Annotated in this window: 16 protein-coding genes, 4 tRNA genes and 1 pseudogene; 6 read left to right on the top strand and 15 right to left on the bottom strand. The window is 61.8% G+C overall.

All coding sequences use genetic code 11. The annotated features are described in order from the left end of the window. Positions 1 to 83 precede the first annotated feature (83 nt). From C3F36_RS10165 to C3F36_RS10125, 8 genes and pseudogenes are all read right to left on the bottom strand, one after another. Positions 84 to 611 carry a potassium-transporting ATPase subunit C gene (locus tag C3F36_RS10165; protein WP_041212076.1) on the bottom strand — a complete coding sequence of 176 codons (528 nt, stop codon included), beginning with the start codon at positions 609 to 611 and terminating at the stop codon, positions 84 to 86. A 253-nt stretch (positions 612 to 864) separates the two neighbouring features. After that, on the bottom strand, positions 865 to 2922 hold the full coding sequence (kdpB, locus tag C3F36_RS10160) for a potassium-transporting ATPase subunit KdpB (protein ID WP_104455010.1): 2058 nt from the start codon (positions 2920 to 2922) through the stop codon (positions 865 to 867). A gap of 55 nt (positions 2923 to 2977) precedes the next feature. Then, positions 2978 to 4660 (bottom strand): potassium-transporting ATPase subunit KdpA, encoded by a 1683-nt coding sequence (gene kdpA, locus C3F36_RS10155; protein ID WP_104455009.1) that lies wholly within the window; start codon positions 4658 to 4660, stop codon positions 2978 to 2980. A 448-nt stretch (positions 4661 to 5108) separates the two neighbouring features. After that, on the bottom strand, positions 5109 to 6458 hold the full coding sequence (gene gorA / locus C3F36_RS10145; RefSeq protein ID WP_104455008.1) for a glutathione-disulfide reductase: 1350 nt from the start codon (positions 6456 to 6458) through the stop codon (positions 5109 to 5111). A 76-nt stretch (positions 6459 to 6534) separates the two neighbouring features. Beyond that, positions 6535 to 8493 carry an ATP-binding protein gene (locus tag C3F36_RS10140; RefSeq protein WP_104455007.1) on the bottom strand — a complete coding sequence of 653 codons (1959 nt, stop codon included), beginning with the start codon at positions 8491 to 8493 and terminating at the stop codon, positions 6535 to 6537. A gap of 120 nt (positions 8494 to 8613) precedes the next feature. Continuing rightward, positions 8614 to 11694, bottom strand: a complete 3081-nt coding sequence (locus C3F36_RS10135; protein ID WP_104455006.1) for a multidrug efflux RND transporter permease subunit — start codon at positions 11692 to 11694, stop codon at positions 8614 to 8616. A 15-nt stretch (positions 11695 to 11709) separates the two neighbouring features. Further along, complete coding sequence (locus C3F36_RS10130) at positions 11710 to 12816, bottom strand: efflux RND transporter periplasmic adaptor subunit (RefSeq protein WP_039040661.1); 1107 nt, start codon at positions 12814 to 12816, stop codon at positions 11710 to 11712. Then, a pseudogene (locus C3F36_RS10125) lies at positions 12813 to 13398 on the bottom strand (TetR family transcriptional regulator). Before C3F36_RS10125 ends, C3F36_RS10130 begins: the two are co-directional and overlap by 4 nt. A gap of 263 nt (positions 13399 to 13661) precedes the next feature. Between C3F36_RS10125 and C3F36_RS10120 the strand changes: the two are divergent. The 5 genes from C3F36_RS10120 to C3F36_RS10100 all read left to right on the top strand — a co-directional run bounded on the left by C3F36_RS10120 (position 13662) and on the right by C3F36_RS10100 (position 14796). Next, positions 13662 to 13738, top strand: a tRNA-Arg gene (locus C3F36_RS10120). A gap of 50 nt (positions 13739 to 13788) precedes the next feature. After that, positions 13789 to 13864 (top strand) — tRNA-His (locus C3F36_RS10115). A gap of 20 nt (positions 13865 to 13884) precedes the next feature. Next, positions 13885 to 13970 (top strand) — tRNA-Leu (locus C3F36_RS10110). A gap of 59 nt (positions 13971 to 14029) precedes the next feature. Beyond that, positions 14030 to 14106 (top strand) — tRNA-Pro (locus C3F36_RS10105). A 171-nt stretch (positions 14107 to 14277) separates the two neighbouring features. After that, positions 14278 to 14796, top strand: coding sequence for a ricin-type beta-trefoil lectin domain protein (locus C3F36_RS10100; RefSeq protein WP_104455005.1), 519 nt, complete (start codon positions 14278 to 14280; stop codon positions 14794 to 14796). A gap of 70 nt (positions 14797 to 14866) precedes the next feature. Here the strand turns inward: C3F36_RS10100 and C3F36_RS10095 are convergent, their stop codons facing one another. The 7 genes from C3F36_RS10095 to C3F36_RS10060 all read right to left on the bottom strand — a co-directional run bounded on the left by C3F36_RS10095 (position 14867) and on the right by C3F36_RS10060 (position 22358). Beyond that, a complete protein-coding gene (locus tag C3F36_RS10095) occupies positions 14867 to 15670 on the bottom strand; it encodes a Cof-type HAD-IIB family hydrolase (RefSeq protein WP_103858757.1) in 804 nt (267 codons plus the stop codon). Between the two features lie 103 nt (positions 15671 to 15773). Beyond that, complete coding sequence (locus C3F36_RS10090; RefSeq protein WP_104455004.1) at positions 15774 to 16814, bottom strand: alpha/beta fold hydrolase; 1041 nt, start codon at positions 16812 to 16814, stop codon at positions 15774 to 15776. Further along, positions 16804 to 17547, bottom strand: a complete 744-nt coding sequence (gene trmH / locus C3F36_RS10085) for a tRNA (guanosine(18)-2'-O)-methyltransferase TrmH (RefSeq protein WP_162540507.1) — start codon at positions 17545 to 17547, stop codon at positions 16804 to 16806. The genes C3F36_RS10090 and trmH overlap by 11 nt, the downstream gene beginning before the upstream one ends. Before the next feature lie 219 nt (positions 17548 to 17766). Next, positions 17767 to 19884: a bifunctional GTP diphosphokinase/guanosine-3',5'-bis pyrophosphate 3'-pyrophosphohydrolase gene (gene spoT, locus C3F36_RS10080; RefSeq protein WP_039040667.1), complete on the bottom strand. Its 2118-nt coding sequence runs from the start codon at positions 19882 to 19884 to the stop codon at positions 17767 to 17769. Between the two features lie 135 nt (positions 19885 to 20019). Beyond that, positions 20020 to 20295, bottom strand: a complete 276-nt coding sequence (gene rpoZ, locus C3F36_RS10075; RefSeq protein ID WP_005307060.1) for a DNA-directed RNA polymerase subunit omega — start codon at positions 20293 to 20295, stop codon at positions 20020 to 20022. Between the two features lie 79 nt (positions 20296 to 20374). Continuing rightward, the gene (gene gmk / locus C3F36_RS10070) at positions 20375 to 21001 is read right to left on the bottom strand and encodes a guanylate kinase (RefSeq protein WP_039040668.1); all 627 of its coding nucleotides are present in this window, start codon (positions 20999 to 21001) and stop codon (positions 20375 to 20377) included. Between the two features lie 256 nt (positions 21002 to 21257). After that, the gene (locus C3F36_RS10060) at positions 21258 to 22358 is read right to left on the bottom strand and encodes a glycosyltransferase family 9 protein (protein ID WP_104456029.1); all 1101 of its coding nucleotides are present in this window, start codon (positions 22356 to 22358) and stop codon (positions 21258 to 21260) included. Between the two features lie 138 nt (positions 22359 to 22496). Here C3F36_RS10060 and C3F36_RS10055 point away from each other — a divergent pair, with 138 nt between their 5' ends. Beyond that, positions 22497 to 23210 (top strand): 3-deoxy-D-manno-octulosonic acid kinase, encoded by a 714-nt coding sequence (locus C3F36_RS10055; protein WP_010672321.1) that lies wholly within the window; start codon positions 22497 to 22499, stop codon positions 23208 to 23210. Positions 23211 to 23228: the final 18 nt, after the last annotated feature.

Here is a 23228-nt window from a genome sequence, read left to right as displayed (position 1 = left end):
CGGCCGAACTGCGGCCGTGACCTCATTGCTCATGCTTGTCCCCGTTGTCGAAAGGGAGCCTTCCCGAACGGCAAGGAGCGCCCTCAGGCGCCCTTTTGATGATCGAGTTGCAGGTTCAACTGGAGAATGTTGACCACCTGCGGGCCAAGGATACCAGCTTGTGCCGCCGACTTGACCTGCTCCGTCAATTGAACGGGATCCAGCCCCCGTTGCCCGGCGACCCTATCCACCTGGGCCAGCGCTGCATCGAGGGGCAGATGGGGATCGAGGCCGGAGGCGGAGCGGGTCAGCAGGGCGGGGACCCTGGCTTCCGGCTGCGCCCTGGCCGCCGCTGCGGCAAACTCGGCCCGTAGCGGCGAGCTCATCCCCAGGTTGCTTCCGCCGCCACCTATGGTGGCGAAATCGCTGGCGGAGGGGCGGGAGTGAAAGTAGTCGGCCCGCTCGAATTTCTGGGCCAGCAGGGCGCTACCGACCACCTGCTGCTTGGCGTTGGTGAGCAGGCTGCCGTTGGCCTGCCAGGGGAAGAGCAGCTGGGCCAGCCCGGTGACGGCCAGCGGATATGCCACCCCCAGCAGCAGGGTCAGGGTCAGCAGGGTTCTGATTGCTATCATGATTTTTTGCTCCAAAGATTGATGGGGTACAAGCCAGGCCTGCACCCCGCTATGTAGTCACACTAGGCCCAGGCCGGTGATGACCAGGTCGATCAGCTTGATGCTGATGTATGGGTGCACGATCTGGCCGTGGATACCATCGCGCGGCGTTTTCATCACACCAGCCCCAGGCCGGTGATGACCAGGTCGATCAGCTTGATGCTGATGTATGGGTGCACGATCTGGCCGTGGATACCATCGCGCGGCGTTTTCATCACACCAGTCCCAGGCCGGTGATGACCAGGTCGATCAGCTTGATACCTATGAAAGGCACTATCAGGCCGCCGACGCCGTAGATCAGCAGGTTGCGGCGCAGCAGGCTGGCCGCCGTTCCCTTCAGGCTGACCCCGCGCAGGGCCAGCGGCACCAGCGCGACGATGATCAGGGCGTTGAAGATGATGGCCGACAGGATGGCGCTCTCCGGGCTGCCCAGCAGCATCAGGTTCAGCGCCCCCAGCTGCGGATAGGCGGCGATGAACAGGGCTGGCAGGATGGCGAAGTACTTGGCCACGTCGTTGGCGATGGAGAAGGTGGTCAGGGCGCCGCGGGTCACCAGCAGCTGCTTGCCCACCAGCACCACGTCCAGCAGCTTGGTGGGGTTGGAGTCGAGATCCACCAGGTTGCCCGCCTCCTTGGCGGCCTGGGTCCCCTCGTTCATGGCCAGGCCCACGTCGGCCTGGGCCAGGGCTGGTGCGTCGTTGGCGCCGTCCCCGCACATGGCCACCAGCCGGCCGTCGGCCTGCTCCTGACGGATGTAGGCAAGCTTCTTCTCCGGCGTCGCCTCGGCGATGAAGTCATCCACCCCGGCCTCGGCGGCGATGGCGGCGGCGGTCAGCGGGTTGTCACCGGTGATCATCACGGTGCGGATCCCCATGTGGCGCAGGATCTGGAAGCGGGCCTTGATGCCCGGCTTGATGATGTCCTTGAGGAACACTACCCCCAGCAGCTTCTCGTGGGTGCAGACCAGCAGCGGGGTACCGCCCTGGCGGGCAATGTTGTCCACCGATTTGAGAATGAGCTCGGGCACCGCCTTGCGATCGAGGGAGAGGTAGCGCAGCACAGCGTCCACCGCCCCCTTGCGATAGTGATGGCCGTTGCGATCCAGCCCGCTCAGCCGGGTCTCGGCGCTGAAGGGGATGATGATGTCGCTCTCCAGTTGGCTCGGTCTGGTGTGGCTCTTGCCCGCCAGGGTCAGGATGGATTTGCCTTCCGGCGTGTTGTCACCGAGCGAGGCCAGCATGGCGGCCTGAGCCAGCAGGGAGGGATCCACGCCGGGGGCCGGGATCAGCTCGTCCGCCATCCGGTTGCCGAAGGTGATGGTGCCGGTCTTGTCCAGCAGCAGGGTACGCACGTCGCCGGCGGCTTCCACCGCCCGGCCCGACTTGGCGATCACGTTGAGCTTCACCAGCCGGTCCATACCGGCGATGCCGATGGCGGAGAGCAGGCCGCCGATGGTGGTCGGGATCAGGGTGATGAACAGCGCCAGCAGATAGAGCCGGGGCACCTGGGTGCCGTTGTAGTCGAGGAACCAGGGCAGGGTGGCCACCACCAGCAGGAAGATCAGGGTCAGCCCCACCAGCAGGGCGTCCAGCGCCATCTCGTTGGGGGTCTTCTGCCGCTTGGCCCCTTCCACCAGCGCAATCATGCGATCCAGCGTGCTTTCGCCCGGGTTGTTGCTGATGTGCACCCAGATCTGGTCGGAAACGACGGTGGTGTTGCCGGTCACGCCGCTGCGATCGGTGCCCGACTCGCGGATGACGGGGGCGGATTCGCCGGTGATGGCCGCCTCGTTGACCGAGGCGATGCCGGCGACCACTTCGCCGTCGGCCGGGATCATCTCGCCGCTGCGCACCAGCACCAGATCGCCCTTGAGCAGGCTGGTGGCCGGTACCCACTCGCCCTTGTCATCCTGCGGGCTGGTGACTCGACGTGCCTTGAGCTGGCTCATGCCGGCCTTCAGGCTGTCGGCCCGCGCCTTGCCGCGCCCCTCGGCCAGGGTTTCGGCGAAGTTGGCAAACCAGAGGGTGAGCCAGAGCCAGGAGGTCAGCTGCCAGGCCAGCGAAGGGGCGACGCCGGAGAGCGGCTGCCCCAGCAGCGACTCCAGGGTCGCCATCACGGCCGCCAGCCAGAGGGTGAACAGGATGGGGCTGCCAAACAGCGCCCTGGGATTGAAGCGATAGAGGGCTTCCACCATGGCCTGCAGGATCTGTGATTTCTGTTTCTTGCCCTTCACCTGAATGGTGTCGGTGCTCATTGAAGCGGACTTGCTCATTGGAAAGCTCCCTGCATCGAATAGTTGGTCACGCAGATCAGTCGGAGGTGCAGCATCAGAAGGCTCCTCCCAGCAGGCTCAGGTGTTCCGCCACCGGGCCCAGCGCCAGCACCGGCAGGAAGGAGAGACCCCCCATCAGCAGCACGGTGACGATCAGCAGGGTGATGAAGAGCGGGCCGCTGACGGGGAAGTCCCCTTCGCTCGTCTCCTGACGAGGGGCGCGGGCCAGCTGGCCGGCGATGGCCAGCACCGGAATGATGTAGCCGAAGCGGCCGAGCAGCATGGCCAGCCCGATGGCGATGCACTGCCAGCTGTCGGCGGCGGCAAAGCCGGCGAAGGCGGAGCCGTTGTTGCCGGCGGCCGAGGCGTAGGCATAGATCAGTCGTGACAGGCCATGGGGGCCATCGTGACCGATGACGGTGGCGGAGTTCGGCATCAGCAGGGTAATGCCGCCGATCACCAATACCCCGACCGGCATCACCAGCATGCTGGCGACCACCCACTTCATCTCGGTGATGCCGAGCCGTTTGCCCAGATAGGTGGGGGTGCGCCCCACCATCAGGCCGCACAGGAACACGGTCAGCAGCACGAACAGCATCATGCCGTAGATGCCTGCACCGACGCCGCCGAACACCACTTCACCCAGCAGCATGTTGATCATGCCGACCATGCCGCCGAGGGGGGTGAAGCTGTCGTGCATGGCGTTGACCGAGCCGTTGGAGGCGGCGGTGGTGGCCACTTCCCAGATGCTGGAGAGCACGGGGCCGAAGCGGCTCTCCTTGCCTTCCCAGTTGTCGGCTTCGCTGGTGAGGTGGGCGAGGGCGGGATCCGGCTTCAGCTCCTGGCCGATGGCGAGGCAGAGCCCCAGCAGCAGCATGATGGTCATGGCGATGAGGATGGCGCGGCTGTGGGCCAGATCCTTCACGTAGCGCCCCAGGGTGCAGACCATGGCGGCGGCCAGCGTCAGCAGGGCGACCATCTCCAGCCAGTTGGAGAGGGCTGTGGGGTTCTCGAACGGATGGGCCGAGTTGATGCCGAAGAAGCCGCCGCCGTTGGAGCCGAGCTGCTTGATGGCGATCTGGGAGGCGGCCGGGCCGAGCGGCAGCAGCTGCTCCTGGCCTTCCAGAGCGTGGAACGGCAGGTAGGCCGACAGGCTTTGGGGCACCCCCTGCCATACCAGCAGCAGCGCCAGGATCAGCGCCATCGGCAGCAGCACGTAGAGACAGAAACGCACCAGATCCTGCCAGAAGTTGCCAAGGTGGGTGGTCTGCTGGCGGGCGATGCCGCGAAACAGGGCGATGGCGACGGCGGCGCCGGTGGCGGCGGAGACGAAGTTCTGGGTGGTGAGCCCCACCATCTGGCTGAAGTAGGAGAGGCTGGCTTCGCCGGAGTAGGCCTGCCAGTTGGTGTTGGTCATGAAGCTGACCGCGGTGTTGAAGGCGAGTTGCCAGTTCAGCCCTGGCAGTTGCTGCGGGTTGAGGGGCAGCAGCCCCTGCGCCATCAGGATCAGGAACAGCAGGCCGAAACCGGCGCCGTTGAAAGCCAGCAGGCTGAGGGTGTAGGACTTCCAGTCCTGCTCGCGCCCGTCCGTGCCGCAGCAGGCCAGGGTGGCGCGCTCAAGCGGGGCCAGCCAGCGACTCTTGCCTTCAAATACCCGATAGAGGTAGTTGCCAAGCAGAGGCGCCGGCAGCAGCACCAGCAGCACGAACGCGACGGGATAGATGATCTCTTGCCACATATCCGGTTCCTCACTCATGAGTGCGCGCGAGGGCGCGCAGCAGATAGCCCGCGAGGGCGAGGACCAGCAGCAGATATAGCCAATTCATAACGACTCCGTTGAGGTAATTAGCGTCAGGGATCGATGCATATCCGTGTCGATCCCATGGGTCTCATTGACGCTCAAAGGGTATGTAAAACGGGCGTAAAGGCGCCATAAAGCCCAATTTGGCTGGCGTAAAATCGGCGTAAAGAAGGCAGGTTTTGTTGGCTGGTGGACAGGCAAGGCACAAAAAACCCGGCCTGAGCCGGGTTTTGGTAGCAAGTGGTGGAAGCTGACCCGATGGTGATGAGGTCAGCTTCAACCCCGCTTATCGCATGGTCACAAACTCTTCCGCGCTGGTCGGATGGAGAGTGGAAACACAGTTGTAGAAGCTGGTCTGATAATGACAGGCCAGCTTCAACTCCGCTTATCGCATGGTCACAAACTCTTCCGCACTGGTGGGATGGATGGCAACGCAGTTGTCGAAGTCCGCCTTGGTGGCTCCCATCTTCATGGCGACGCCGAAGCCTTGCAGGATCTCGTCCATGGCGAAGCCGATGCCGTGCAGGCCGACTACCTTCTCTTCCGGCCCGACGCAGACCAGTTTCATCCGGGTGGGCTGGCGATGCTGGGTCAGTGCCGAATACATGGCGGTGAACTGGCTACGGTAGACCTTCACCTGATCTTCACCGTATTCGGCGACGGCTTCCGGCTCGGTCAGGCCGATGGTGCCGATGGGCGGGTGGCTGAACACCACGGTCGGCACCAGATCGTAGTTGAGGTGCTCGCCCGGCTTGTTGTTGAACAGCCGCTCCGAGAGGCGGCGGCCTGCCGCGACAGCCACCGGGGTGAGCTGGATGCGGCCGGTGTTGTCACCAACGGCATAGAGGTTGGCGACGGCGGTGTTCTGGAACTTGTCGGTGGGGATGAAGCCCTTCTCGTCCAGGGTGATGCCGGTGGCAGCCAGATTGAGGTTGTCGGTGGCGGGCACGCGACCGATGGCCCAGATGAGGCAGTCCACGGTGAGGTGGCGACCATCTTCCAGTTGCAGGGTCAGGCTGTCGTCTGCGTTCTTGATGACGGCCTTGGGAATGGCGTGGGTGTGCAGCTTGGGCCCTTCCTGCGCCATGATCTCCACCAGGGTCTCGTGGATCATGGGGTCGAAGTTGCGCAGCGGCGCATGTTTGCGCACCACCAGATGGGTCTCGGAGCCAAGTGCCTGCATCACGCCAGCGATCTCCACGGCGATATAGCCGGCACCTACCACGGCAACCCGTTTGGGCTGGCTTTGCAGGTCGAAGAAACCGTCGGAGTCGATACCCAGTTCGGCGCCCGGAATGGTCGGGACCTCGGGGCGGCCGCCGGTGGCGATCAGGATGTGATCGGCGCTGTAGTGCTCGCCGTTCACCTCGACGGTATGGCTGTCGACGAAGCGGGCGAAGCCCTTGATGACGGTGATCTGGTTCTTGCCCAGCAAGTTCTGGTAGGACTGGTGAATACGCCCGATATAGGCCTGACGGGATTCGACCAGCTTGGCCCAGCTGAAGTGGTTGAGCGTGGTGTCGAAGCCGTAGTCGGCGCCATATTTCAGGGCATCGGCGATCTGGCCTGCATACCACATGGCCTTCTTCGGTACGCAGCCGACGTTGACGCAGGTGCCACCCAGCTCTTTGGCTTCGATCAGGGCGACTTTCTTGCCGTACATGGCTGCCCGGTTGGCCGAGGCGATGCCGCCGCTGCCGCCACCGATGGCGATGTAGTCAAAATGCTGTGCCATTGCGAGGTTCTCCGCTCGTTGAGGATGCAATCACAGCATGATGGGGACAAAGCGGCCGGCTCACAAGAGCCGGTGCTCAGTTCTGCTGGATGGGCAGGCGAATGTGGAACTGGGTACCCTGCCCCGGTTCGCTGGCGCAGTGGATGCGGCCGCGCAGCAGTTGCACCACCAGGTTGTAGATGATGTGGGTGCCGAGCCCGCTGCCGCCATGGCCCCGCTTGGAGGTGACGAAGGGATCGAAGATGCGCGGCAGTATCTCCGGCGGGATGCCGCGACCGTTGTCGCTGTAGTCGATGACCAGCTCGTCTCCCTGCTGCGCCACCTTGATGGTGATCTTTCTGGGTCTGTCCCAGTCATCGAAACCGTGATGGATGGAGTTGAGGATCAGGTTGGAATAGATCTGGGTGAAGCTGCCAGGGAAGGAGTAGAGGGTCAGCTTGGGATCGCATTGAATGTCGACCTCGCACTGGGCCTTCTTCAGCTTGTAGCCGAGGGAGACCACCACCTGGTGCAGGTTGTCGGCGAGGCTGAAGTTGTAGCGCGCCTCGGACGACTGATCGACCGCCACCTGCTTGAAGCTGGCGATAAGCTCGGAGGCCCGCCTCAGGTTGCCTTGCAGCAGCTGCATCGACTCGTCGAGATTCTGGGTGAACTCGTTGAGGTAGGAGCGGGAGAGCTGCTTGGCCTCGAGGTGCTGCTTGAAGTCGGCGACTCGCTCCTGCAGATAGGAGGAGGCGGTCACGCTGATGCCGATGGGGGTGTTGATCTCGTGGGCCACGCCGGCGACAAGGGATCCGAGGGAGGCCATTTTCTCCGATTCCACCAGGGTCTGCTGGGCCTGCTTGAGATCGTCGTAGGCCTTGCCGAGCTGCTCGTTGGCATCGCTCAGGCTGCGGGTACGCTCCGCCACCTTGCCTTCCAGCTGCTCGTTGAACAGGGTGATCTCCCGCTCCACCTTCTTGAGGGGGGTGATGTCGTAGCCAAAGCCGATCAGGTACTTGAGATTGGGTCCCTCGTAGAAGGGGGCGAAGGTCCACTGCAGGACCAGCTCGTTGCCCTGCTGGTCGTGCATGGTGATCTCCCTGTCCTCCAGCGCCCCCTGTTCGGTCAGGATGGCGGCCAGCTCGTCGCGCTGCTCCTGGCTGACGAACAGATCCAGCCAGTTGTGCTGCAGCAGCTCCTCATGGTGATAGCCGGTCAGCAGTATGGCCGCCGGGTTGATGCTGGCGATGTTGAGATCCGGCTCCATGCAGCAGATGACCATGTTGGCGGAGTTGATCAGGGTGGCGGAGAAGTCCCGCTCCTGTTGCAGCTGATCGGCGGCCTGGTGGCGGGCCGTGAATTCGTCGTTCAGCCGGGTGCGCATCTGGTTGAGGGTGGCGGCCAGCGCATCGAACTCGTCCGGATGCTTGCGGGGCAGGGGGCGCCCCTCCAGGGTCAGCTCGACCGCCAGGCGATCCAGGCTCAGTTTCTGGGCGTAGCTGACGATGCGGTTGATATGACGGATCACCAGATAGTAGATGATGACCAGGATGCAGAAGGAGACCACCAGGGTCTTGATGGTCTGGCTGACCAGGATCAGCACGGACTTCTCGATGAGGCGCTGATAGACCTGATCCTGGGAGGCGGCGACGAACAGCTTGCCGACCACTTCCCCCTGGTAGCTGAGGGTGAATTCGCGGGAGATGTCGTACTGGGCCTGCTCCACTCCCTGGGTCAGCAGTGGCACCTCGGAGTTGCCCAGCATCTCCTTGACCATGACGAACTGCATGTTGGGCAGGTTCATGATGCCCTCGATCTGCACCTTGACCTGCTCTTCATCCAGGTTCCACAGGCTGGCGGAGATGGGCTGCAGGAAGGAGGCCTCGATCTGGTCGATGTTGGCCTCGATGACGGTCACGTCCTTGTTGTAGTCCCAGGCGAGCTGCAGCACAGTGATGGCCAGCGCCAGCAACGTGCTGCAGATCAGAATGTAGGAAAGCAGACGATATGAGAGTCCGTTAAGGCCGACGGCCTTGGAGAAGAGTCCTGACATGGCGTCCTTGCGGTCTGGATTGAGAACGGTTTAGTGTAACTGCTTCATGGACTTGTGTCGTGTGTGATCAAATGGATAAAAATAAGGCCCCTTTCGGAGCCTTATTTGTGTGGGCAGGGATCAGTGACCGCCCTTGGCCTTGGCCGGAATGGACTCGTCGAATTCCGGCAGCGGCTTGTGCTCAGATGCCAGGAAGGTGTAGATCACCGGCAGCACGAACAGGGTGAACAGGGTGCCGATGGCCAGCCCCGCCACGATGACGATGCCGATGCTGAAGCGCTGGGCCGCGCCCGCCCCCGAGGCATAGAGCAGGGGGATCAGACCGGCGATCATGGCTGCCGTGGTCATCAGGATGGGACGCAGACGCACCTTGGCGGCCTGCATCACGGCCTGCATCCGGTTCAGGCCGTGCAGCAGCTGCTCCTCCTTCGCCACCTCGCAGATCAGAATACCGTGCTTGGTAATCAGACCGACCAGGGTGATGAGACCGACCTGGGAGTAGATGTTCATGGTGGCCATGCCCCATGCCAGGGCGATCAGCGCGCCGCTGATGGCGAGCGGCACCGACACCATGATCACCAGGGGATCGCGCACCGATTCGAACTGGATCGCCAGCACCAGGAAGATGATGGCCAGGGCCAGGGCGAAGGTGGCGTAGAGCGCATTGCCTTCGGTCACGAACTGGCGGGCTTCCCCCATGAAGTCATAACGATAGCCTTGGGGCAGCTTCTCTTCCGCGGTCGCCTTGAACCAGTTGATCGCATCCCCCATGGCCACGCCCGGTGCCGGAACGGCGCCTATGGTGGCGGAGTTCAGCTGGTTGAAGTGGGGCAGGGCACGGGGCTCGCCCACCACCTCAATCTTGATCAGGCTGCCCAGCGGGATCGACTTGCCGTCGGCGGCGCGCACGTAGTAGCCCTTGAGGGACTCGGGGTTCAGGCGGTACTTGCGTTCCACCTGCGGGATCACCTCGTAGGAGCGGCCATCCAGATCGATGCGGTTGACGTAACCGTCCGCCATCATGGTGCCCATGGTGATGCCGATGTCCTGCATGGTGATGCCGTAGGCACCCGCCTTGTCCTTGTCGATGCTGATCTTCATGGTGGCCGAGTCGTAGTTCAGATCGAGATCCGAATAGACGAACTGGCCGTTGGCCTGGGTGGCCGCCAGCATCTCACCCGCGATCAGGAACAGGCTCTCGAAGCTGTTCGGGGTGGTGATGACGAACTGGATGGGCAGACCGCTCGACGCACCCGGCAGCTCGGGGAACTGGAAGGTGGTGATGGCCATCCCGGGGATGCCCTGTACCAGACCGGCGACCCGATCCAGCACCTCTTTCTGGCTCGCCTCACGCTGGCTCCAGGGCACCATGGAGGCGATGCCGAAGGCCTGGTTGGAGTTGAACACCCCCGAGAAGACCTGGGAGTAAGCGATCTCCGGCTGGTCGTCCAGGACTTTGTTCACGTCCGCCATGGTGTTTTCGATGTAGTCCAGGTTGGCGTTGGAAGGCGCCGTCCCCAGCACCGCCATGACGCCTTTGTCCTCGGACGGGGCCAGCTCGCTCGGAATGAACTTGAACAGCAGCGGCAGGCTGGCGAACACGATGACGGCAAACAGGATGACCACGATGCGCTTTTGCATCACGGCATGGAGCATGGCGTCGTAGCGGGCCGTCATCCGGTCCAGCAGATCGTGCACGGTACGCTCGAACTTGCCGGGCTCCTCGTTGGCCCTGAGCATCTTGGCGCACATCATGGGCGACAGGGTCAGGGCGATGATGCCCGAGACGAACACGGCGCCCGCCAGGGTCAGCGCGAACTCCTTGAACAGGGAGCCGGTGATGCCCCCCATCAGGGCGATGGGCGCATACACCGCCGCCAGGGTGACCGTCATGGCGATGACGGGCACGGCGATCTCCCGGGTGCCTATGATGGCGGCACGGAACGGCTCTTCCCCTTCCTTGATGTGACGGTCGACGTTCTCCAGCACCACGATGGCGTCATCCACCACCAGGCCGATCGCCAGCACCATGGCCAGCAGGGTCATCAGGTTTATCGAGAAGCCGAACATGTCCATCATCATCACCACCCCGATGAGGCTCAGCGGTATGGTGATGATGGGGATGATGACCGCCCGGAACGAACCCAGGAACAGGGTGATCACCACCAGCACGATGGCGGCCGCCTCCAGTATGGTCTTGATGACCTCGTGGATGGACTCATTGATGGCGATGGTGGAGTCATACAGGACGTTCACCTGCATGGTGCTCGGCATGTTGCTCTTCAGGCTCGGCAGCAGCTCTAGCACATCGTGGGCGATGTTGATGGGGTTGGCGGTCGGCGCCGCGTTGATGGCCAGTACCACGGCCTCGCGGCCGTTGGCGCTGGCGCGATAGATGTCGTGGCTCTTCTCCAGGGAGACCTTGGCGATGTCGGAGAGACGGATCACCTTGCTGTCGCGGGTGGCGACCACCAGACGCTTGAGCTCTTCGATGTTGCCGACCTGGGTCTCGGCGTTGCCGTTGAACAGGGTGAAATAGCCGGTGGCCTGGCCGGTCGCGGACTGATAGTTGTTGCTGTTGAGCACCGTCATCACGTCGCTTGAGGTCAGGTCAAAGGCGGCCATCTTGGCCGGATCCAGCCACACCCGCAGGGCGAATTCGACCCCGCCATACAGATCCACCTTGGAGACCCCGCCCACGGTAAACAGCTGGGGCTTGATGACCCGCTCCAGGTAGTCGGTGATCTGGCTGGAGTTGAGCTCCGGGCTGGTAAAGCCCATGTAGAGCACCGCCGTGGTGGAGCCGGTGGAGGAGGTGACCGAAGGGTCTTCCGCCTCTTTGGGCAACTGGGAACGCACCGAGTTGACCTTGGCCAGGATGTCGGACAGCGCGGCGTTCGGATCGGTGTTGAGCTTCATGTACGCCGTCACCGTGGAACTGCCCAGCTGGCTCGAGGAGGTCATGAAGTCGATGTTGTCGGCTTGGGCGACCGCCTGCTCCAGGGGCTGGGTGATGAAACCCTGGATCAGATCCGCACTGGCGCCATAGTAGCTGGTGTTGACCGTGATGACGGTATTGATCACCTCGGGGTATTCACGCACCTGCATCTTGAAGATGGCCTGGAAGCCCAGCAGGGCTATCAGGAAGCTGAGCGAGATCGCCAGCACAGGCCGTTTTATGAATATGTCAGTAAATCGCATCGCAGCTCTCCGCGCTTACAGCATCGGGGTTTGTGCCGGAACGGCAAGGGCATCGTTCTCGACCACGTGCACCTTGGTATCGTTGCTCAGGCGAACCTGACCCGACAGCACGATTTGATCGCCAGCCTTGATGCCGGACAGCACATGGACATCGTTGCCGCGACGCTCACCTGCCTTGACCACCACCTGCTTGGCGCGTTTCACGCCGTCAGCCTCGTGAATGACGTAGACGTTCTCGCCATAGAGGGTGAAGGAGATGGCAGACTGCGGGATCACGATCTGGTCTTTCACCGTGGGCAGTATGATGCTGGCGCGGGCGAACATGCCGGAACGGAGCTGGCCGTCGTTGTTCGGAATGTCTGCCTGCACCTGGATCAGGCCGCTCTGATAGTTGACCGCGGGCTCGATGGCTGTGATCTGGCCGTCAAACTGGGTCTGGGGATAGGCATCCACGTTGATCTTGATGGTCTGTCCCAGGGTGATTTTGGAGATGTCGGTCTGGGGCACGGTGAAGCGCAGGCGCATCACGCTGGTGTCTTCGAGGCGCACAATCTGGGTACCCGGTTCCAGATACTGGCCGAGGAAGACGTTGCGCAGGCCCACGGCGCCGCTGAAGGGGGCTCGCACCTCACGACGGGCGATGGTGGCCTTCAGACTGTCGATGTCCGCCTCCAGGGAGCGGTAGCTTGCCTCGGCATCATCCAGCTGATCCCGGGAGATGGAGTTCTTCTGATAGAGGTTCTTGTAGCGCTCGAACTTGGCCCTGGCTGCCGGCAGTCTGGCCTGGGAGGAGTTCAGATTGGCTTTTTCCACACTGGAGTCCAGGCTCAGCAGCAGTTGATCCGCTTTGACATGTGCCCCGGATTCGAACCGGATGCTGTCGATGGTGCCTGACAGCTCGCTGGAGAGGGTGACCCCCTGGTTCGGCTCGATGAAGCCGATGGCTTCAATGGTGGGGACCCAGTCCTGCGCCTTGGTGACCATGGCGGTGACCGGGAACTCGGGCTCGGGCCGATTGGCCATGAACTCTGCAATCTTCTTCTGCTTGAACATATTGAAGCCGATGACACTGCCAAACAGGGCGAGTGCTATCAGCAACATGATGGCCATCCACTTTTTCATGAACAGGCTCCTGTGATGGAAACATTAGGGTTTAAAATGGCATTCCAGCTGGCCCGGATGACCGTCTCCAGCTGTTCCTGCGTCAATTCGAAATCGTGAACCCGGCGCTGCTGTGCCAGGTTGGCCACGCAATCCAGACTCAATGCTTGCAACACCAGAATGGGGAGATCGATGAAGAGTCCCTGTTGGCGTCCTTGCTCAAAGAAGCGCTCAAGTGGCGCCCACGTCGCCATTATGACCGGATCCCGCTCCAATTCAGCCCCCAATGGAGAACTTTCGTACTGCAATTTGCACTTGAGTGCATTGGGGTAGCTGGTGAAGATGGCATCGATGTTGAGCCAGAGGCGTCGATACTGCTTATAGGACACCTCTTCTATCTGCACACCTTCCATGACCAGGGGATGACACTTGAGGATAGTGTGCTGATAGAGCTGGTGGATCAGGTCATCCTTGTCGCTGAAATAGCGATAGGCCTGCCGCCACCTTGGCTTTCTTGGCGACCACGGCAATGGAAAGGCCGTAGAAGCCCTGCTCGCCGAGGATCTCGTGAGCTGCTTCGAAAATGCGTTCTTTCTTATCCATAGTTATCAGAGGTCAACGACTGAATGAACGTTCATTCATTCTAGGTGGGCGCAAAGGCAAGTCAAGCATTGCCCATCATCTCTGACCCTATGGGGTGAGGGATTCAAAAAGTAGTGGGGAATTGCTGGATCCAGCCTGAACAAAACAAAAATAGTTGAAAAGGGTCGGAAGTGATTGAAAAACAGGCACTTGATTCTTTGTGTCAAAAAAAGAGTAGACAAGGTCGGCATCATCATCAATAATGCGCCCCGTTCGACAGCGTAGCGCCCGTAGCTCAGCTGGATAGAGCGCTGCCCTCCGGAGGCAGAGGTCACAGGTTCGAATCCTGTCGGGCGCACCATCAAAAGTGCGCCGGTTAAACGGGCGTGTTGAAGAACGAAAACAGCTGTGGTGGCTGTAGCTCAGTTGGTAGAGTCCCGGATTGTGATTCCGGTTGTCGTGGGTTCGAGCCCCATCAGCCACCCCATTTTACAGCTTGTCAGGTACGCGAAGGTGGCGGAATTGGTAGACGCGCTAGCTTCAGGTGTTAGTGCCCCCCGGGTGTGAGGGTTCGAGTCCCTCTCTTCGCACCATACTTGCTGTATGACGAGGATGACCAGATGGTCATCTTTGTGTTTTTGGAATACCCCCTCGGTGATTAGCGCAGCCCGGTAGCGCATCTGGTTTGGGACCAGAGGGTCAAAGGTTCGAATCCTTTATCACCGACCACATTTGAAAACCCCGCTCAGGCGGGGTTTTTGCTTTTTGGCGTTTCTGTTCCGCTTTTTCCTGTCACGTCTTTTTACACTTCTTCAGGCGCCCGTTCGCCACGAGTTCGCTATGCTGGGGCCCGGAGCCGCGAGACAGGGGACGCTCGGGCACGGACCAGATACGAGGCCTATGCATCACCATATCACTTCTCTTCAACTCTCCGCGCTGGCCATGGCCGCACTGCTGCTGGGTGGTTGCGCCCTGCAGCCGAAACCGGATGATCTTCTGATGGGCGCCGCCCCCAAGCCAAAGGCCAAACTCGAGGCCACCTTGGTGACCAGTGGTGGCTTCTGCGTGACCCTGAGCGAGCAGGGCCGTCTGCTGACTCAGCCCTGCGATCAGCAACCGAACCAGTCATTCAGCTGGGATGTCGGCGCCCTGCAACTGGCCGGGGATTGCCTGGTCGCCAGAGGGGAAGATGGTCTGGGGATGGAGGTGTGCCGGGAGGAGAGCCATCAATGGCTGTGGCAGGGGGATCGTCTGTTCAATCGGCAGATGTCGCTGTGCCTGGATGTGGCGGGTCGCCGTCATAAGCCGGCCGTCCCCCTGCGCCTCGCCGAATGCTATGGCGGCGCCAACCAGAGCTTTGAGTGGACGCCATCCGGCACGCTGTTGAACCGTCTGATGCACCCGGCACTGGCGTGGTGACAAGAGGGCGAGAAACAAAAAGGGTGGCCACATGGGCCACCCTTTTTCTATCCGCGATGGGGATGCCTTATCAGCGGGTCTGGGAGGCGAACAGTTTCTCCAGATAGACGGCAACGCCATCTTCATCGGAAGTGAGGGTCTGTTCATGCTCTGGCAGGGCCTGTTTGAGGCGATCGTGGGCGTTGCCCATGACCACGCCGCGGCCCACCATGCTCAGCATCTCGAAGTCGTTCATGCCATCGCCAAAGGCCACTGCCTGGGACATCTCCAGGCCGTGCTGCTCCAGCACGGCGCGCACGGCATTGCCCTTGTGCACGCCGGCGTGCATCACCTCGAGGCAGTCAGGCAGGGAGAAGGTGACGTTGAGTCGATCACCATATTGCTGGTTGAGGTGCGCCTCTATCTTCAGCAGCTTGTCGTGGTCGCCGATGTAGAACACCTTGTTGACCCTGTCCTTCGGGTGGTTGGCCAGATCCGCCATGCGGTAGCTGAAGCCGGAGTCGTGATGGAACTGCAGCAACCAGGGCAGCTCCTCTTCCACCAGCCACTCGTCGCCGTAGTAGACGTTGATGTGGATGGACGGGTCGCGTTCCATGGCGATCAGCTCGGCCGCCACCGTGCTCGGTAGCGCCTGGTTGTAGACCAGTTGATCCTGCTTGTCGTGTACCACGGCGCCGTTGGAGGTAATGAGGTAGATATCCAGCCCCAGTGCATCGCGGATGCTGCGCACATCCACATGGTGACGGCCGGTGGCGACCACGAACTTGACGCCCTGGTCGACCAGGCGGTGCAGGGTATCCCGGGTGCGGGAGGAGATCTGGTGCTGCCCGTTGAGCAGGGTACCATCGAGATCGGACACAACTACCTTGAACATCATTACCTCGACTTCAATTGAACGCCGGGGGAGTGTACCCCAGCGTCTGCCGTCACCCCATTTATTTAGGGATCCAAAAAATAACCAGCCCCTTCTGGTCGCGTCAGTAGCGCGCGAAGAAGGCCAGGGTTGCATTGAGCGCGGCCTGGCGCTGGGGATCCGCCTCGATGAAGAGCTCGTGCCAGGCCCCTTCGATACGCAGCGGCTTGCTCCCTTCACATTGGGCCTTGGCGCAGAAGGCCTCCTGGGCGCCGTTGTCCACCACGCTGTCCTCGCCGGCCTGCAGCAGCAGCAGCGGCGTCTTGATGGCGCCGGCGTCGGCCACGGCCGCGTCCGATCCTGTGATGGCCTGATGGATCCAGTGGGCGGTGGCGCCCCCCAGCCTGACCTGGGGATGCTGTTCGTAGATCTGGCGGAAGGCCTGATAACGCGCCGTGCTGTGGGTCAGCTCGTTGTCGGCAAAGCCGTGATCCTCATAGGGTCCCTGACCCGGGCCGTAGGGGGGCTCGCCCACCCAGCCGCCGACCGTGCCGATGGTGGCCGCCAACCCCTTGGCTAGCCACTTGGGCAGGCCGCCGAGGTTGATGCCCATCATGGGGGAGGAGAGTACCGCCGCCTGGATGTCGTTCGGCCAGCGTTCCAGATAGCGGGCCGAGATGGCCCCCCCCATGGAGTGGGCCAGCAGGAACAGCTTGGCAGGCTTGTCCGGTACAATCACTTCGTCATGAAACTGTTTGAGATCGGCGACATAGTCGTCGAACTGGTCGACATACCCCTTCTCTTTGTCGGCTAGCATGCGGTCTGACATTCCCTGGCCGCGATGATCGATGAGGTAGAGGCTGTAACCCTGGCGCCAGAGATCCCAGGCCAGCTCCTGATACTTGAGGTAGCTCTCGACCCGGCCGTTGACGATGAGGATGGCGCGATCGATCTTGGGTTGGCGCAGGGCGGCATAGCGGAGGGTGACCCCGTCCTTGCCCTTGAACTCCCCCGGGGCGGCATGGTCGCGCCAGAAGTCGGGCAGGGTCTGCTGATAGAGGGCGGGGACGTCGGCTTCAGTGGTCAGCTGGTAAGGATTGCTCACGGCAAGGGCTCCGGCAGAAAACAGGGTCAGGGCCAGCAGGGGCAGGTGGTTAAGCTTCATCAGTGTACTCTTCCGAAGGATCATCCGATTGCTGGGCGGCCCAGCCCTTGCGGGTCAGCTGCATCTGCTGCCACCAGCGTTCGTCCGCCAGGATCTCGCCGGCCGGACCGAGCTGGGGGTAGGGCATCTCTTTCTCCTTGCAGAGCTGGGCATAGACGGGATAGCCCCCCTCGAACAAGATGGTGTTCTGCTCTTCCAGGCTGAGTGGGCAGCCGCGCTGATAACAGCCGGCCAGTTCGCGCTGGCGCTGGGCCTCGTAGAGGATGGCGGCGGCGGCCACCGAGACGTTGAGGGACTGCACCATGCCCACCATGGGGATGACGATATGGTGATCGGCCAGGGCCAGCGCCTCTTCGCCGATGCCGTGCTTCTCCTGGCCCACCAGGATGGCGGTGGGTTTGGTGTAGTCGATGGCACGAAAGTCCACGGAGCTATCGGAGAGGTGGGTCGCCAGGATCTGCATGCCGGAGGCTTTGAGTTCGGTCACGGCACTGCCGATGTCCGGGTGCAGCTTCACGTCCACCCAGTTCTGGCTGCCGCGGGCGGTGCCCTTGCGCTTGTGGATCCAGCTCTTGGGCCAGACCGCGTGCACCCGGTGGATGCCGATGGCATCGGCGGTGCGCACGATGGCGGCCAGGTTGTGAGGTTTATGAACCTCTTCCATGCAGACGGTCAGGTCGAGCTGGCGCTGGGCCAGCATGTCGGAAATGCGTTTGAAGCGTTCAGGAGTCATATCAGTTTCTATGTCGTGAGGCTTGTGCACGCATCTCTTGCATGCAGACGGTCAAATCGAGCTGGCGTTGGGCCAGCATGTCGGAAATGCGTTTGAAGCGTTCAGGAGTCATGTCGGTTTCTATGTCGTGAGGCCGGTGCATGCAACAAGGCTGGTGGCCTGCGGCATGGGGCCCTGGGTATCTCTTGAAAAGCAGCAGGCGGCTTGCGCCGCCTGTGTTCAGTTTTTCTGTCGGCTCACCCTGAGCACGTTGGGCATGACCCGGATCTTGCGCATGATGTTGGCGAGGTGGATCCGGCTCTTGGTGGTGATGAGCAGGGTGACCACATAGACCCGGCCATCTTTCTCCTCGGTGCTGATGGCGTGGATGTTGGCGCCGGTGGCGGCAATCACGTTGGCCAGCTCCGCCAGGGCGCCCTGGTGGTTGACGATCTCGATGCTGATGCCGGTGCGGAATTCCTGCTCCTGCTCCTTGTCCACCTCCCACTGCACCGGCAGGTATTTGTCCGGTTCGCGGCTGTAGCCCTTGATGTTGCGGCAGGACTCTTGGTGGATCACCAGTCCTTTGCCCGGGCTGATGTGGGCGATGATGGCGTCCCCCGGGATGGGGCGGCAGCAGTTGGCGAAGGTGACCAGCATGCCGTCGGCCCCCTTGATCGGCATCTTTTTGCTGGTGGATTTGGGCTGCTCTTCCGGCGGCAGCTCATCCCCGAGCATGCGGCGTGCCACCATGACGCTCATGGCGTTGCCAAGGCCCACGTCGGCCAGCAGCCCCTGCAGGTTCTCGTGTTTGGTGTCGGCCAGCACCTGCTTGACGCGGGCTTCCGGGATGTCTTCGATGTTCTTGGCGCCGAGGGCATGGTTGAGCAGGCGGCGGCCCAGCACCACGGACTCTTCGGTGCGCAGATTCTTGAGGAACTGACGTATCTTGGAGCGCGCCTTGGTGGTCACCACGAAGTTGAGCCAGGCCGCATTCGGGCGGGCGCCGGGGGCCGTGATGATCTCCACAGTCTGACCGGAGTGCAGCGGGCTGCTCAGCGGATAGGGGTGGCGGTCGACCCGGGAACCGACGCAGGCGTGACCGATGTCGGTGTGCACCGTGTAGGCGAAGTCCACCGGGGTGGCGCCGGCGGGCAGCTCCATGATGCGGCCCTCCGGTGTGAAGACGTAGATCTCGTCGGGGAAGAGGTCGGTCTTGACTCCCTCGATGAACTCGAAGGAGCTGCCGGCGCTCTGTTGCAGCTCCAGCAGGCTCTGCATCCAGCGTTGGGCGCGGATCTGGGCCGTGGTACCCGAGCTGTCCCCATCCTGCTTGTAGGCCCAGTGGGCGGCGACGCCCTTGTCGGCCATCTGGTCCATGAACTCGGTGCGGATCTGCACCTCCACCGGTACCCCGTGGGGGCCCACTAGGGAGGTGTGCAGGGACTGGTAGCCGTTGGTCTTGGGGATGGCGATGTAATCCTTGAAGCGACCGGGGCGCGGCTTGTAGAGGCTGTGCATCTGCCCAAGCACCCGGTAGCAGGTGTCTATGTCTTTCACTCTCACTCTGAAAGCATAGATATCCATCACTTCGTGGAATTGCAGTTCTTTCTTCTCCATCTTGTTGTAGATGGAGAACAGGTTCTTCTCGCGTCCGCTCACCTGGGCATCGATGCCGGCTTCCCGCAGACGCCCCTCAATCTCGCTCTGGATGGAGTCGATGATCTCACGCCGGTTGCCACGGGCGCGGCGTACCGATTCCCGCAGTACCCGGGAGCGCATGGGGTAGAGCGCCTCGAAGCCGAGCTCTTCCAGCTCGTTCTTCATGGTGTGAATACCGAGGCGGTTGGCGATGGGGGCGAAAATCTCGAGGGTTTCCCGTGCGATGCGGCGGCGCTTGTCCGGCCGCAAAGATCCCAAGGTGCGCATGTTGTGGGTGCGGTCGGCCAGCTTGATCAGGATGACACGGATGTCCTGGGTCATGGCCATCATCATCTTGCGGAAGTTCTCGACCTGGGCTTCCTTGCGATCGCGGAACTTCAGCTTGTCGAGCTTGGAGACACCGGAGACCAGCTCGGCGACGGCGTTGCCAAACTGCTCGGCAAGATCGTCCTTGGTGACAGGGGTATCTTCGATGACGTCGTGCAGCACGGCAGCCATCAGGGTCTCGTGATCGAGGCGCATGTCGCCCAGGATGCGGGCCACGGCAACGGGATGAGTGATGTAGGGTTCACCACTGGAACGCATCTGTCCCTGGTGAGCATCACGGGCTACCACATAGGCTTGCCTGAGCTTCTCAACCTGCTCGGGTGGCAGGTAGGAACTGGCTATTTCTTTAAGATTTTCAAATAAATACAAGACAGTCCCCGCAGCGGTTAAACGGCAATCCGTGAAATTGAGGGTATGCCCTCGAGTTTGCGAGGTTTTCGAGCGGTTGTAAATGGGGAGAACAGCCGGCACCCGGGCGGGTGCCGACTATGGGAGGCGACTGACTTAGCCGCGACCTTCTGCGATGGCAGCAACGGCAGCCAGCTCGGCGGCTTCCTGCTCTTGCTGCTCGTAGCGGTCCTGAGTATCCATCACCTGGTTGTTGACCAGACCCAGTTCGATCTCGCGCAGGGCGATCACGGTCGGCTTGTCGTTCTCTTCGTCGACCAGGGGATCCTTGCCTTGTACCGCGATTTGACGAGCGCGGCGCGCGGCGACCAGCACCAGGTCAAAACGGTTACCTACCTGTTTTACAGCATCTTCTACAGTAACGCGGGCCATGCGGGACTCCAGTGTTTGGGCTTTCTGTGATTGAAAAAGCGGTGTTTAAAAATGACGCAAAAGTTTACTTGTTTTTGGCTTACTCTGCCAGTAGCTGTTTCAGCAAGTTTTGCTGGGCCTGCTGTTGCTGACGCATTTCCAGGCGCTGGCACTCGATGACGGCCCTGAGCTGGAACAGTGCCAGCTCAAAGTCTTCATTGATGATGACATAGTCATACTCGTCATAGTGCACCATTTCGGCAATGGCTTTCTCCATCCGGCCCTTGATCACCTCGGCGCTGTCCTGGCCGCGGCCGATCAGGCGGCGCTCCAGCTCCTCGCGGCTGGGAGGCAGGATGAAGATGGACTTGGTCGGCATCTGTTCGCGGATCTGGCGGGCGCCCTGCCAGTCGATGTCGAGGAAGACGTCGATGCCCTGCGCCAGGCAGGCCTCGATGGCGGCGCGGGAAGTGCCGTAGTAGTTGCCGAAGACTTCTGCCCACTCCAGAAAGTCACCGCGCTCGATCAGCGCCTTGAACTCTTCCACCTTGACAAAGTGGTAGTGCACCCCGTGCTCTTCACCGGGACGGGTGGCGCGGGTGGTATGGGAGACCGACAGCTGCATCTTGCCGGCGGCGTTGTGCTGGGTCAGCAAGGCATTGAGCAGGCTGGACTTACCGGCCCCGCTCGGGGAAGAGATGATATAGAGAGTGCCTTGTTGCGCCATGTCTGTACCTTTAAGCGATGATCCGCGCTTTGGTTGTAGCAGAGGCCGCCGTCTTGTGCCCGATAAGGGAGACGGTTGCTCGCAATGCGCGGAGGAATCAGAGTCAGGAGGATGTAAAGGCGGCGAATCTTAGCAGATGGGGGCGGATAAAAAAACGGCCGGAATCATATTCCAGCCGATCAAAATATCCGTAGCTTGCTGTGCGGGCGTTACCCGCATAGAGGGCCATTCTGCCCACGGAGCCGGGGCCGGGCCATCAGATTATCCCTGCGCCAGGGCTCGGAATTTCCGAGTTGCCCTGGGTTGGTAGAAGATGCTTGTCGGTACAGAGGCTGTCGAAGGTGGCGATGACCCGCTCGCGGCTTATCTTGGCCATGGCGTCCGGATCCTTGAGGCGGGTGCGCCAGCCGAGCTCGGCCAGCGGCTTGCCGGTCTCCTGCTCAATCAGCTCCTGATAGACGCTGACCAGATAATCCCGGCACAGATAGGGGCCGGTACGGGCGGGGTTGTGGTGGGCGTAGAGGCCGATCACGGGTGTCCCCACCAGGGTGGCCATGTGGGCAGGGCCGGTATCCGGGGCCAGCACCAGGCTCGCCTCGCCAATCAGCGCCAGCAATTGCTTGAGGCTGGTCTGCCCCACCAAATCTTCCGGCTTGCTCTGGCTGAGGCGCTGGATCTCGGCGGCGAGATCCCGCTCCAGCCTGGCCGGTCCGCCGCACAGATAGACCTGAAAGCCCTTGTCTGTTGCGTGATCCGCCAGCGCGGCGTAGCCGGCGGCAGTCCAATTCTTGAATGCCTTGCTGGCAGCGGCGCAGATGAGCAGGGTCGGCTTGCCGCCAATTTTCTCCTTCGCCCAGGTCTGGTGCTCGGCGCTGATGGGCAGTTGCCAGTCCGGGGTCAGATCCTTTATCCCGAGCTCTTTGGCGAAGGCGAGAAAGCCGTCCAGCACGTGGGGGGAGGCGGGTGAGGGGACCCGATGGTTGGTGAACAACCACTGACCGTCGCTGGCGCGCTCCCGATCAAACCCGAGTTTGACCTTGGCCTTGATGCCGAGGGTGGCGATGCTGGCGCGCATGGCGGCCTGCAGGTGGAGCAGGGCATCAAACCTGCGCCCCTTGAGGGTCTGCCAGAGATCGCGATAGCCGCGCCACCCCTTGCTCTTGTCGAAGGGAATGACCTCGACCCCCGGCAGATCGGCGAACAGGGTCGCCTCAATCTTGCCGGTGATCCAGGTGATGCGGGTCTGGGGCCACTCCCGCTGGATGACGCGTACCAGCGCCAGCGCGTGGCAGCAATCTCCGATGGCGGAGAGCCGCAGGATGCAGATGGAGGAGGGCGGCGTTTGGAACAGCGGCATGATGTGGCGCAACGATGGCAAAATGGATGGATGGCATTATGCAAACTCCCCTGTGGATTGTAAAATTGCGCCGGTTGCCCGACCGGCACGGCTTTCTGAATGGATGCCCTGCACCCACTATCGACCGGAATTCTCATCATGCTGACACACACCACCCACAACCAGGTCTGCTGGTATGCCGACGGAGTCTTCCGCGATCCTTCCCCTGCCTTGTTCGATCCTGTCTGGTGGCAGACCCATCGCCAGGTGGTGGGTTCTTCCATCGGCCGCGGGGTGACCTGGTTCGTGAAGGATGAATCCCGCCACTTGGTGCTGCGTCACTACTACCGTGGCGGCATGGTGGGCAAGCTGGTGCGTGACCGGTTCTGGTTTGAGGGGGTGGAGAGCAGCCGAGCCATGGCTGAATATCGTCTGCTGGCGACCCTGAGTGAACAGGGGCTGCCGGTGCCGCGCCCCTTTGCGGCCCGCATGGTCAAGCAGGGGCCCTTCTATCGGGCCGACATCCTGATCGAACGCATTCGCGGCGCCAAGGATCTGGTGGCCCTGCTCAAGCAGGGGCCGATCGCCGGTGAGGTGTGGCACAAGATAGGCAAAACGGTGCGCCAGTTGCACGATGCAGGGGTCTATCATGCGGATCTCAACAGCCACAACCTGCTGCTCGACAAGGAGGGCAAGGTGTGGGTGATCGACTTCGACAAAGGAGCCATCCGCTCCCCCGGCAACTGGCAGCAGGCCAACCTGGAGCGGTTGCTGCGCTCCTTCAACAAGGAGTCGCAACTGCACACCAGCTTCCACTTCGTGCCGGAGAACTGGCAGGCGCTGATGGCAGGCTATCAGGGCAAGGTGGCGTGACGTCGAGCTTCACTTCGT

The sequence above is a fragment of the Aeromonas sp. ASNIH2 genome (genome assembly GCF_002934795.1).
Lineage (GTDB): Bacteria > Pseudomonadota > Gammaproteobacteria > Enterobacterales > Aeromonadaceae > Aeromonas > Aeromonas caviae.
This window is presented reverse-complemented; position numbering and strand designations above follow the sequence as displayed.